Raw genomic sequence first — 11,831 nt, 5'->3', positions numbered from 1 at the left:
AGTGAACCAGAGAGTCGAGGGAAGGTCCATGCCAAGAACCGCCCTGCTCGCCTCCGTGGCAGTGCTCGCCGCACTGCTGACGCCGACCGTGTCACAGGCGGCCGACGACCCCGCCCCCGTCCCCGTCGACCGCTTCGAGGGCGAGGTCCCCTTCGCCTCCCAGCCGGCCGAGGGCATCTTCACCTGGGGCGGCGACGCCGACGATCCGCCCGCTCTGCGGCTGACCGCCAGGCCCGACGCCCCCGAGGGCGCCAAGGTCCTCACCGGCACCTACGACATCAGCGGCTACGGCGGCTTCACGCACGACTTCGCCGCCACCGAGCCGGGCCACGACTGGTCCGCCCACAAGGGCATCCGCTTCTGGTGGGACGGCCAGGACAACGGCAAGAAGATCGCCTTCGAGATCAAGGACGGCGGCGCGAACGGCGAGGCCTCCGAACTGTGGACGACGTCCTTCACCGACGACTTCACCGGCTGGAAGCAGATCGAGATCCCGTTCACCGACTTCCAGTACCGCACGGACTACCAGCCCGTCGGCGGCATCGACCACGTCCTCGGGCTGACCTCGATGTGGGGCTACGCCCTCACCCTGCCGGTCGGCGTCCAGGGCCGGTTCGCCATGGACGACGTGGAGTTGTACGGCAAGGCCGACCAGTCCCTGCGCGCCTCGGTCACCACCGACTCCGCCGTCCACACGGTGCGGGAAGGCGGCACGGCCACCGTCCGGTTCACCCTCGCCACCACGGGCTCGGCCCCGCTGGACGAACCGGTCACCGTCGCCTACGAGACGGCCGCGACGGGCACCGCCGAGCCCGGCAAGGACTACACGCCGGTCTCCGGCACCCTCACCTTCCCCGCCGGCACCGCCTCCGGCGCGACGCGGACCGTCAAGGTGGCGACCCTGCGCGACAAGTCCGCCGAGACCGCCGAGACGATCCCCCTCAAGCTCACGGTCACCGGCGCCAAGGCCCCCGCGGAGAACCCGCAGATCGTCATCGACGCGCACGGACTGCCCTATCTCGACGCCAAGTTGCCGGTGAAGAAGCGCGTCGCCGACCTCCTCTCCCGCATGTCCCCGGCGGAGAAGGCCGGGCAGATGACGCAGGCCGAGCGCGGGGCGGTCGGGGAGGGCGCCGACGTCACCGCCTACGACCTCGGCTCACTGCTCTCCGGCGGCGGATCGACCCCCACGCCCAACACCCCCGGGGCCTGGGCGAAGATGATCGACGCCTTCCAGCTCCGGGCGCAGGCCACCCGCCTGCAGATCCCCCTCGTCTACGGCGTCGACGCCGTGCACGGCCACAACAACCTGGCCGGCGCCACGATCATGCCGCACAACATCGGCATCGGAGCCACCCGCGATCCCCAACTCGCCGAGCGGACAGCTGCGGTGACGGCCAGTGAGGTCCGCGCCACCGGCATCCCCTGGGACTTCGCCCCCTGCCTCTGCGTCTCCCGCGACGAACGCTGGGGCCGCGCCTACGAGTCCTTCGGCGAGGACCCGGCCCTCGTCGAGTCCATGGAGACGGTCGTCCAGGGCCTCCAGGGGCGGGCCGACGGCAGGGACCTGAGCCGCGATGACAAGGTCCTCGCCACCGCGAAGCACTTCGTCGGCGACGGCGGCACCGAGTACGGCTCCTCCACCACCGGCACGTACACCATCGACCAGGGCGTCACCAAGGTCACCCGGCAGCAGCTGGAGGCCGTCCACCTGGCGCCGTACCGCACGGCCGTCGACCGCGGTGTCGGCACGGTCATGCCGTCCTACTCGTCGCTGGACATCCTCGGCGACGGACAGGGTCCGGTGAAGATGCACGCCCGCGCCGACATGATCAACGGTGTGCTCAAGGGCCGCATGGGCTTCGACGGGTTCGTCATCAGCGACTGGAACGCCATCGACCAGCTCCCGGGCGACTACCCGGCCCATGTCCGCACCGCGGTGAACGCGGGCGTCGACATGATGATGGTGCCGTACTCCTACAAGGACTTCACCGCGACCCTCGTCGACGAGGTCGAGGCCGGCCGGGTGAGCGGGAAGCGGATCGACGACGCCGTGTCGCGCATCCTCACCCAGAAGTTCCGGCTCGGACTCTTCGAGCACCCGTACGCCGACACCACCAACGCCTCCCGGATCGGCTCCGCCGCACACCGGGCCGTGGCCCGGCAGGCGGCCGCCGAGTCCCAGGTCCTGCTGAAGAACGCGCACGGCGTGCTGCCGCTGAGGAAGAACCAGAAGGTCTACGTCGCCGGATCCAACGCCGACGACCTCGGCAACCAGACCGGCGGCTGGACCATCACCTGGCAGGGCGCGTCCGGCACCCACACCAAGGGCACCACCATCCTCGACGCGATGCGCAAGGACGGGGACGTCACCTACTCCAAGGACGCCTCCGCGCCCACGTCCGGCTACGACGTCGGCGTGGTCGTCGTCGGCGAGACGCCGTACGCCGAGGGCGTCGGAGACGTCGGCAACGGCCACGACCTCCAGCTGTCCGCCGCCGACAAGGCGGCCGTCGACAAGGTGTGCACCGCCATGAGGTGCGCGGTGCTGATCGTCTCCGGGCGCCCCCAGCTGATCGGCGACCGGCTCGGCGAGATCGACGCCCTGGTGGCGTCCTGGCTGCCCGGCACCGAGGGCGACGGCGTCGCCGACGTGCTCTACGGCAAGCGGCCCTTCACCGGACAACTGCCCGTCACCTGGCCCAGGTCGCAGGCCCAGCTGCCGATCAACGTCGGCGACACCTCGTACGATCCGCAGTTCCCCTACGGCTGGGGCCTGACCACCCTGGCCAAGGTGCCGCAGGGCGGCGCGGGCACCCTCAAGGCCCTCGCGGTGGCCGCGGCCGTCGCCGAGCGGGCCGGCGCGGACCGGGCCGGCCGGGCACTGGTGGCCAAGGCCCGGCTGATCGTCCAGCAGAAGACGGACCAGACCATCACCCCGGCGGTCGCGAAGCCCTTCGCCGACGCCGACCACCTCGCGCTCACCGGGCGCTACGGGGCGGCCGTCCAGCGCCTGGAGACGGCCTGGAAGGCGGTGGACTGACCTGCGCGAATGACCAGCTTTGGGAGGCTTCGGGTAGCTTCGAACCATGAAGGCCGTCGTACGGACCCGAAGCCTCCCCGGGCTGCTGCTGGCCCTGGTGATCGCCCTGCTGACTGTGACCGCGCCCCGGGCCCAGGCCACGACCGGCATCTCGACGATCGCCGAGGCCCTGCGCAAAAGCCCGGTCTACGTCGACCCGGCGGCCTCCGCCCAGTTGTCCGCCGGCGACGCCGACGCCCTGGCCAAGAAGATCAAAGACGCGGACAAACCCCTGTTCATCGCCGTCCTGCCCGCCGACTACCCGACCCGGAACCTCTTCCCGAACCTGCGCACCGCCACCGGCATCACCGGCCTCTACGGCATCCGCCTCGGTGACCGCTTCGACGCCCGCGCCGACTCCTCGGTGCTGCCGCGCAGCGCCGTGCAGAACCTGGTCGGCAGCGTGCAGGGCGAGGACGCCAAGGCCCAGCTGAACGACTTCGCCGACCGTGCCCTCGCCAACATGGGCGGTTCGGCGCCGAGCAGCTGGGGCTCCACCGGCGGCCAAGGCGGACTGTCGTCCACCGCGCTGATCACCGTGGGCGTGGTGCTGGTCGCCGGGGGCGGCGGCGCCTACGCGCTCGTACGCCGCAACAGGCGCCGCCGGGCCGAGGAGCAGCGGGCGGCGCTGGAGCGGCTGAGCGTCGTCGTCGACGAGGACATCACGGCGTTCGGCGAGGAGTTGGACCGGCTCGACTTCCATCCGGCGGAGGCCGGCGCCGACGACGCCATGCGCGCCGACTACGAACGCGCGCTGGACTCCTACGAGCAGGCGAAGTCGTACATGGCCGCCGCCGCGAAACCCGAGGACGTCCGCTCCGTCACCCAGGCCCTGGAGGACGGCCGCTTCAGCCTCGCCCAGCTCGCCGCCCGCCGCGAGGGCCGCCCGCTGCCCGAGCGCCGGCCGCCCTGCTTCTTCGACCCGCGCCACGGCCCGTCCGTCGCGGACGCCACCTGGACGCCGCCCGGCGGCGCCCCGCGCGACGTGCCCGTCTGCGCCGCCGACGCAACCCGCCTCGCCGACGGCCGCGACCCCGTCGTCCGCGAGGTCGACACGGACTACGGCCGCCGCCCGTACTGGGACGCCGGCCCGGCCTACGGCCCCTGGGCGGGCGGCTACTTCGGCGGTGGGCTGCTGCCCGGCCTCCTCGTCGGCACCCTCCTCGGCAGCATGATGGCGACCCCGTCCTACGCGGCCGACTACGGCTCCGGCTACGGCGACTTCGGCACCGGCGGCTACGACGGCGGTGACGTCTCCGGCGCGGACTTCGACCCCGGCGACTTCGGCGGCGGCTTCGGCGACGGCGGGGGAGGGGACTTCGGGGGCGGCGGCGACTTCGGCGGAGGCTTCTGACGCCCGGGCTCAGCCGTCCTGCGCGGGGGTTTCCGACGCCGGTACGCGAACCTCGGCGTTCGCCAGTCGTTCCATCACCCCCGCCGCCAGCGCCAGCACCCCCCGCTCCGTCTCGCTGAGCGTCCGAAGGGCCAGCGCCAGCCACGCGTCCCGCTCGGCCATGTCCCGTTCCAGGGCCCGGCTCCCCTCCTCGGTCAGCGAGAGCACGGAGCGGCGTCGGTCCGTCGTACCGGGCTCGCGCACGACCAGGCCCTCCGCCTCCAGCTCCGCGAAGACCCGGGTCAGCGACTGCGGCCGCTGCCGCTCGGCCGCCGCGACCTCACCGGGTGTGGACGGCCCGTGCCGGTGCAGATGCCCGAGGACCGACAGCTGGTTGGGGCTGAGGCTCCCGTCGCCGCGCTCCTGCCGCAGCCGGCGGTTGAACCGGAGGACGCCGCGACGGACACGGGCGGCTTCGGAGAGGAGTTCCATGCCAGAGATGGTACGCAGAAACTTACTATTCTGACGGACTCAGAACCCGTATTCTCAGGATGGTGACCGCCAAACTGATACGCAACGCGTATGAAGCGGTGCTTACGATGACCGCCGTGCTGCTCTGCTGGACGGCCGCCCTGGTGCTGGAGAGCGCCTTCGGACTGCACACCGACGTGCTCGTCCTCGCGGTCTCCCTGACCCTCACCCTCTCCGCGACCCAGCGCACCGCCGACACCCGCCGCCGGCTCTTCTCGCTGGTCCTGGTGCCCGCCACGGCCGGCGCCTCGATCTTCCTCGGCCGGCTGATCGCATCCCACTACGCGGCCGGCGCCGCCGTCTACACACTCTGGATGGCGCTGGCCATCTGGATCCGCCGCTACGGGCCCACCGCAGCCCGGGTCGGCACCCTGCTGGCCCTCCCGCTGGTCGCCCTCCTGGTCGTGCCCGGCCCCGCGCTGCCGCCCGAGGCACAGAACGGGCTGGTGACCTGGGGTTGGTCGGCGCTGACCGGGGCACTGGCGTGCGGGTCCGTCTGGCTGGTGCAGGGGCTGGGCGACCGGTTCGGGCCGTGGCGCGCCGAACCGGCCCCCGAGCCGCCGCGCCGCCCCTCCCGCCTCCACCCCCGCCCGAGCACCCGGATGGCCCTGCAGATGGCGGCCGGGATCGCCGCCGCCTTCACCCTGGGCACCCTGCTGTTCGACCACCACTGGCCGTGGGTCGTCCTCACCGCGTACGTCGCCGCGAGCGGCAACCGGGGCCGCAACGACGTGCTGCGCAAGGGGATCGAGCGGCTCGCCGGGGCCTGCGCCGGCACGCTGCTCGCGGTGGCCGTGGCGGCGGCCGGCGTCACCGGCCACGCCTCCGTGGCGCTGATGTTCGCCGTCCTCACCGTCGCGCTGTGGCTGCGCCCCCTCAACTACGCCTACTGGGCCGCCGGTATGACCTGCGCCCTCTCGCTCCTCCTCGGCTACTTCGGCCAGGACGCCCAGAGCCTGCTGCCGACCCGGCTGGAGGGGATCGCCGTCGGCGCCGTGCTCTCGGTGGCGTCCGCCTGGTGGCTGCTGCCGGTACCGCGCAGGCGGACGGCTGCCGCCCGGGCCGTCGTACGACCGAGCGAGGCCTGAGCAGGCGGGGACCGGCCGCTCAACCGGTCCGCGGCACCACCAGCCCCGTCTCCATACCGACCTGTTCCAGCACCTCGTCCACGCGCCGGGTGGGCAGACCGTGGGAGTGGGCGAACCGGCGGGGGTGGTCGCGGCCGCGGTGGGGCGGGGTGCAGGGCGGCGCCGTTGGGTCCGACGAAGCCGGTGACCGTGCCCGGCTCGACCGTGAAGGACAAGCCGTCGACCGCTAGGGTCCGGCCGAACCGCGGGGGCCTGCTGATGCCGGGGGGAGCGCTGTTCAGGCTGCGGGACACCCGGGAACCGTGCGGATGGAGGACGAGATGTGACCTACTTCGCTCCTACGGTGCCGTCATGACCCCGCGCAACGACGAGCCGTCCCGCCCCTTCGCCTCCGCCGCCGCTCTCGACGCCTGGCTGGCCGCCCACCCCGCCCCGCACGCCGGGCTGTGGGTGAAGGTCGCCAAGAAGGGCTCGGGCATCGCCTCCGTGAACTGGGCGGAGGTGAACGACGTCGCCCTGTGCCACGGGTGGATCACCGGGCAGCGCAAGGCACTCGAGGCCTCGTACTTCCTGCAGAAGATCACCCCGCGCAGGCCGGGGAGCCTGTGGTCGATGGTCAACGTGCGGCGCGTGGCGGAGCTGACCGAGGCCGGCCGGATGCGGCCGGCGGGGCTCGCCGAGGTGGCGGCCGCCCGGGCCGACGGGCGGTGGGCGGCGGCGTACGCCTCGCAGCGGGAGGCCGAGGTGCCCGAGGACCTCGAGGCGGCGCTGGCGGGGGACCCGCGGGCCCGGGCGGCCTTCGACGGCCTCGGCCGGACGGACCGGTACCAGGTGATCTTCGCGCTGCTCACGGCCCGTACCCCGAAAGGACGGGCGGCCAGGCTGGCGGCCGCCGTCGCCCGGCTCGGCCGGGAGGCTCCGCCCGCGCGCACCTGACCGGAACGGACCGAGCGCCCGCCTCCCTGACACGGGTCGGCGGGCGCTCTCGGGTGCGCGTGCGGGGAAGACCCCGCACGGTGCGGCGACGCGTCAGGCGTTGCGGATCGCCGAGATGTCGAAGTTCAGCTTGATCTTGTCGGAGACCAGCACGCCGCCCGTCTCCAGCGCGGCGTTCCAGGTCAGGCCCCACTCGGAGCGCTTGATCTCCGCCTTGCCCTCGAAGCCGACGCGCTCGTTGCCGAAGGGGTCCTTCGCGGCGCCGTTGAACTCCAGGTCGATGGTGATCGGCCGGGTCGTGCCCAGGATCTCCAGGTCGCCGGTGATGCGGTAGTCGTCGCCGCCCAGGGATTCCGCCTTGGTGGAGCGGAAGGTCATGGTCGGGAACTCCTCGGTCTTGAAGAAGTCCGCGCTCCTCAGGTGCCCGTCACGGTCGGCCGACCCGGTGTCGATGCTCTCCATCTTGACGTCGATGGAGGCGGTCGAGGCCGACGGGTTGCTTCCGTCCAGGTGCAGCGAGCCGCTGAAGTCGCCGAACTTGCCCTTGACGTTGGTGACCATGGCGTGCCGGACGGTGAAGCCGATCGTGGAGTGCGCCGCGTCGATCGTGTAGTCGCCGGTCAGGGTGGTGAGGTCGGTGCTCATGAGGTGCTCCTTCGAGAGGATGTTGAACGTTGAACTACTCAACACGGATGACGGTAGACCTATTCCCTTCAAGTTTCAACATCATCCGGGAAGTGTTGGCGAGACGACCGGAAGGTGGTAGATGCCCAGGGCATGAACTCTCGTCGTAGAGGCCTCATGAGACCCACCCGTCGCGCCGTCCTGCTGGCCGCCGCCCTCCTTGCCACGACCGCGCCCCCCGCCCGCGCCACGACCCCCGACCCGTACGAGGACCTCCGCCTGCGCTGGCTCGACATCGCCCTCGGCACCGGCTACGACCCCGCCGCCGAGCCGTACGCCTCCCGCCTCGCCCGGACCGGCGAACTGGCCCGCGCCTTCCGGGCCGCCATGGCCCCCACCCCCACGTCCCTCTGGCCCGGCTGTCCCTACGACCCGCCCGCCGGCATCACCCAGAGCTACAGCCGCCTGTGGACGATGACCCAGGCCTACGTCCAGCAGGGCACCGGCTCCACCGGCGACCCGGGCCTCCTCGCGGACGTACTGCGCGGCCTCGACCACCTCTCCGCCACCGTCTACAACCCCTCCACCACCCGCTACGGCAACTGGTGGGAGTGGCAGATCGGCAGCCCGCGGCTGCTGATGGACATCACCGCCGCCCTCTACGACCACCTCTCCGAAGCCCGGCGGCAGGCCGCCTGCGCGGCCGTGGACCACTTCGTCCCCGACGCGATGCTGACCGACTACTCCGGCACCTCCACCGGCGCCAACCGCGTCGACCTGTGCCGCTCGGTCGCCCTGCGCGGCATCCTCGGACGCGCCGACGCGAAGATCGCCCTCGCCCGGGACGCCCTCTCCCCGGTCTTCCCGTACGTCACCCACGGCGACGGGCTCTACGCCGACGGGTCCTTCGTCCAGCACACCTGGGTCGCCTACTCGGGGACCTACGGCCAGGTCATGCTCGACGGCCTGGGCCGCCTGTTCACCCTGCTGGCCGGGTCCCCCTGGGAGGTCACCGACCCCGACCGGCAGATCGTCCTCGACGCCGTCGAGCACGCCTACGCGCCGCTCGTCCACGACGGGTTGGTGATGGACAGCGTCAACGGCCGTGCCATCAGCCGGGGTTACCTCAAGAGCGACGACCTGCACGTGATGCGCAGCGACCACTTCCACGGACAGAACCTCATCGCCGCCATCGCCCTGCTGGCGGGCGGCGCGAGCGCGGCGGAGAGCGCCCGCTGGACGTCGTACGTCAAGGGCTGGATCGAACGGGACACGGTGGCACCGGTCCTGACGGCGCCTCAGTTCGAGGTGGCCGACCTGGCCCGGCTGCACGCGGTCGCCGACGCGCCGGTCCCCGCCGCCCCTGAACCCGTGGGACACCGCCTCTTCCCGGCCATGGACCGCGCCGTCCACCGCCGCCCCGCGTTCACCGCGAACATCTCCATGTGCAGCGACCGCATCACCTACTACGAATGCGGCAACGGCGAGAACCCGCGCGGCTGGCACACCGGCGCCGGAATGCTCTCCTGGTGGGCCGCCGGACGGCCCGCCGACCAGTACACCGACTGGTACTGGCCCACCGTCGACCCCTACCGCCTGCCCGGCACCACCGTCTCCACCCTCCGCCTGCCCGACCGCGCCGGCGGCGAGTGGGGCGCCCCCAAGCCGGACGTCCGCTGGGTGGGCGGCACCACCGACGGCGAGTACGCGGCCGTCGGTCAGCATCTCGAGGGCCTCGGCTCGACGCTGCGGGCCCACAAGTCGTGGTTCTGCCTGGCGGACGCGGTGATCTGCCTGGGGGCCGGCATCAGCTGCGCCGACGGCGTCCCGGTGGAGACGGTCGTCGACAACCGGAACCTGGGGGAGGGCGGCACACAGAAGTTCGTACGGGGGCCGGACTGGGCCCACCTGGAGGGGCACGGCGGCTGGGTCGTCCCGCAAGGCCACCTGCGCACCCTGCGCGAGGACCGCACCGGCGCCTGGTCCGACATCAACACCACCAGCACGGACGAGCGGGCCACCCGCCGCTGGCAGACCCTCTGGCTCGACCACGGCACCGACCCGCGGGAGGCCTCCTACCTCTACGTCCTCATGCCCGGCGCCTCCCGGCACACGGTCGCCGCCCGGGCCGCCCAGCGGCACTGGCTGACCCTCCTCGCCAACGACGCCGACCGCCAGGCCGTCCACCTCCCCTCCCTCGGCGTGACGGCCGCCAACTTCTGGCAGCCCGGCACGGCCGGCCCCCTGACCTCCTCCGCGCCCGCGAGCGTCCTCGTGCGCCGGCAGGGCCGCACCGCCACGATCTGCGTGAGCGAGCCGCCCCGAACGGGCGAACCGCTGGAGATCATCTGGCATCATCCGGTCCGCGGCGTGATCCGGGCCGACGATGCGGTCCAGGTACTGTCGACGGGCCGCCGTACGACCCTGCGCGTTACCCCAGGCGTGTCATGTACGACGCACCGATGTGAGCTGACTCTCGGCTGACGGCTTTGTAAGCCCCCTACAAGCCCGACGCCCTCTGAGCAGTCGGAACGGCTGCATGCGGCTCAGGTTCTGTTCAGTGCTACCAGGAAAACGGGCCGGAGACTGTACGGAGTCGACGGCTCGCTTTCCCCGGTGTCCTTCGTAAGGTCACTACATGACCGTTTTGGATGAGGCGCCGGGTGAGTCGACGGGTGAGCCGACGGACGCGCGTGGACGGGTGGCCGAGCTGCACGAGATCCGTGCGCGGGCGCTGGCCGGACCGAGCGAGAAGGCGACCGAGGCGCAGCACGCCAAGGGCAAGCTGACCGCCCGGGAGCGCATCGAGCTGCTGCTGGACGCCGGGTCCTTCCAGGAGGTCGAGCAGCTGCGCCGGCACCGCGCCACCGGCTTCGGCCTGGAGGCCAAGAAGCCGCACACCGACGGTGTCATCACCGGCTGGGGCACGGTCGAGGGCCGTACCGTCTTCGTCTACGCCCACGACTTCCGCATCTTCGGCGGCGCGCTGGGCGAGGCCCACGCCACGAAGATCCACAAGATCATGGACATGGCCATCGCGGCCGGTGCCCCGCTGGTCTCCCTCAACGACGGCGCCGGCGCCCGGATCCAGGAGGGCGTCTCGGCCCTCGCGGGCTACGGCGGCATCTTCCAGCGCAACACCCGGGCTTCCGGCGTCATCCCGCAGATCTCCGTGATGCTGGGCCCGTGCGCGGGCGGCGCGGCCTACAGCCCCGCCCTGACCGACTTCGTCTTCATGGTCCGCGAGACCTCGCAGATGTTCATCACCGGCCCGGACGTCGTCAAGGCGGTCACCGGTGAGGAGATCACGCAGAACGGGCTGGGCGGCGCGGACGTCCACGCGGAGACCTCCGGCGTGTGCCACTTCGCCTACGACGACGAGGAGACCTGCATCGCGGAGGTCCGCTACCTGCTCTCCCTGCTGCCGCAGAACAACCGCGAGAACCCGCCGCGCGTGGAGAGCTCGGACGCCGTGGACCGCCGCAGCGACGTGCTCCTCGACCTGGTCCCGGCGGACGGCAACCGGCCGTACGACATGGCCAAGGTCATCGAGGAGATCGTCGACGACGGCGAGTACCTCGAGGTCCACGAGCGCTGGGCGCGGAACATCATCTGCGCGCTGGGCCGCCTCGACGGGCAGGTCGTCGGCATCGTCGCCAACCAGCCGCAGTCCCTCGCCGGCGTCCTGGACATCGAGGCGAGTGAAAAAGCTGCGCGCTTTGTCCAGATGTGTGACGCTTTCAACATCCCGATCGTCACTTTCCTGGACGTCCCCGGGTTCCTCCCCGGTGTCGACCAGGAGCACGGCGGCATCATCCGCCACGGCGCCAAGCTGCTGTACGCCTACTGCAACGCGACCGTCCCGCGGATCTCGCTGATCCTGCGCAAGGCCTACGGAGGTGCGTACATCGTCATGGACAGCCAGTCCATCGGTGCCGACCTCACGTACGCCTGGCCCACCAACGAGATCGCCGTGATGGGAGCGGAAGGCGCCGCCAACGTCATCTTCCGCCGCCAGATCGCCGAGGCCGAGGACCCCGAGGCCATGCGGGCCCGCATGGTCAAGGAGTACAAGTCCGAGCTGATGCACCCCTACTACGCCGCCGAGCGCGGCCTGGTCGACGACGTCATCGACCCGACCGAGACCCGCGAGATCCTCATCCGCTCGCTCGCGATGCTGCAGACCAAGCACGCCGACCTGCCCTCCCGCAAGCACGGCAACCCCCCGCAGTAACCC

General features: G+C 71.9%; 8 protein-coding genes and 1 pseudogene. 6 read left to right on the top strand and 3 right to left on the bottom strand.

Annotated elements, in window-relative coordinates:
* Positions 1 to 28: 28 nt before the first annotated feature.
* Both ACQF4J_RS15415 and ACQF4J_RS15410 read left to right on the top strand, forming a co-directional pair.
* A complete protein-coding gene (locus ACQF4J_RS15415) occupies positions 29 to 3,043 on the top strand; it encodes a glycoside hydrolase family 3 protein (protein WP_427165820.1) in 3,015 nt (1,004 codons plus the stop codon).
* A gap of 46 nt (positions 3,044 to 3,089) precedes the next feature.
* Positions 3,090 to 4,436, top strand: coding sequence for a hypothetical protein (locus ACQF4J_RS15410; RefSeq protein ID WP_351574291.1), 1,347 nt, complete (start codon positions 3,090 to 3,092; stop codon positions 4,434 to 4,436).
* Between the two features lie 9 nt (positions 4,437 to 4,445).
* Here the strand turns inward: ACQF4J_RS15410 and ACQF4J_RS15405 are convergent, their stop codons facing one another.
* On the bottom strand, positions 4,446 to 4,907 hold the full coding sequence (locus ACQF4J_RS15405; protein WP_351574288.1) for a MarR family winged helix-turn-helix transcriptional regulator: 462 nt from the start codon (positions 4,905 to 4,907) through the stop codon (positions 4,446 to 4,448).
* 107 nt (positions 4,908 to 5,014) lie between these two features.
* Here ACQF4J_RS15405 and ACQF4J_RS15400 point away from each other — a divergent pair, with 107 nt between their 5' ends.
* Complete coding sequence (locus tag ACQF4J_RS15400) at positions 5,015 to 6,034, top strand: FUSC family protein (protein ID WP_427165819.1); 1,020 nt, start codon at positions 5,015 to 5,017, stop codon at positions 6,032 to 6,034.
* Between the two features lie 52 nt (positions 6,035 to 6,086).
* Here ACQF4J_RS15400 and ACQF4J_RS15395 read toward each other — a convergent pair.
* A pseudogene (locus ACQF4J_RS15395) lies at positions 6,087 to 6,315 on the bottom strand (hypothetical protein); the annotation flags it as partial.
* Between the two features lie 70 nt (positions 6,316 to 6,385).
* Here ACQF4J_RS15395 and ACQF4J_RS15390 point away from each other — a divergent pair.
* Positions 6,386 to 6,970: a YdeI/OmpD-associated family protein gene (locus ACQF4J_RS15390; protein WP_427165818.1), complete on the top strand. Its 585-nt coding sequence runs from the start codon at positions 6,386 to 6,388 to the stop codon at positions 6,968 to 6,970.
* A gap of 93 nt (positions 6,971 to 7,063) precedes the next feature.
* Here ACQF4J_RS15390 and ACQF4J_RS15385 read toward each other — a convergent pair whose 3' ends face one another.
* Positions 7,064 to 7,615: a YceI family protein gene (locus ACQF4J_RS15385; protein ID WP_351574280.1), complete on the bottom strand. Its 552-nt coding sequence runs from the start codon at positions 7,613 to 7,615 to the stop codon at positions 7,064 to 7,066.
* Between the two features lie 156 nt (positions 7,616 to 7,771).
* Between ACQF4J_RS15385 and ACQF4J_RS15380 the strand changes: the two genes are divergently transcribed.
* A complete protein-coding gene (locus ACQF4J_RS15380) occupies positions 7,772 to 10,078 on the top strand; it encodes a polysaccharide lyase 8 family protein (protein ID WP_351574278.1) in 2,307 nt (768 codons plus the stop codon).
* A 154-nt stretch (positions 10,079 to 10,232) separates the two neighbouring features.
* Positions 10,233 to 11,828, top strand: a complete 1,596-nt coding sequence (locus ACQF4J_RS15375; protein ID WP_351574275.1) for an acyl-CoA carboxylase subunit beta — start codon at positions 10,233 to 10,235, stop codon at positions 11,826 to 11,828.
* Positions 11,829 to 11,831 lie beyond the last annotated feature (3 nt).

Source organism: Streptomyces sp. C1-1, assembly GCF_050214755.1.
Classification (GTDB): domain Bacteria; phylum Actinomycetota; class Actinomycetes; order Streptomycetales; family Streptomycetaceae; genus Streptomyces.
This window is presented reverse-complemented; position numbering and strand designations above follow the sequence as displayed.

Excerpts from the sequence above, each read along its gene's own strand:
- ACQF4J_RS15410 (WP_351574291.1), top strand. The coding sequence starts at position 3,090 with ATGAAGGCCGTCGTACGGACCCGAAGCCTCCCCGGGCTGCTGCTGGCC.
- ACQF4J_RS15375 (WP_351574275.1), top strand. The coding sequence starts at position 10,233 with ATGACCGTTTTGGATGAGGCGCCGGGTGAGTCGACGGGTGAGCCGACG.
- ACQF4J_RS15380 (WP_351574278.1), top strand. The coding sequence starts at position 7,772 with ATGAGACCCACCCGTCGCGCCGTCCTGCTGGCCGCCGCCCTCCTTGCC.
- ACQF4J_RS15405 (WP_351574288.1), bottom strand. The coding sequence starts at position 4,907 with ATGGAACTCCTCTCCGAAGCCGCCCGTGTCCGTCGCGGCGTCCTCCGG.
- ACQF4J_RS15415 (WP_427165820.1), top strand. The coding sequence starts at position 29 with ATGCCAAGAACCGCCCTGCTCGCCTCCGTGGCAGTGCTCGCCGCACTG.
- ACQF4J_RS15385 (WP_351574280.1), bottom strand. The coding sequence starts at position 7,615 with ATGAGCACCGACCTCACCACCCTGACCGGCGACTACACGATCGACGCG.
- ACQF4J_RS15400 (WP_427165819.1), top strand. The coding sequence starts at position 5,015 with ATGACCGCCGTGCTGCTCTGCTGGACGGCCGCCCTGGTGCTGGAGAGC.
- ACQF4J_RS15390 (WP_427165818.1), top strand. The coding sequence starts at position 6,386 with ATGACCCCGCGCAACGACGAGCCGTCCCGCCCCTTCGCCTCCGCCGCC.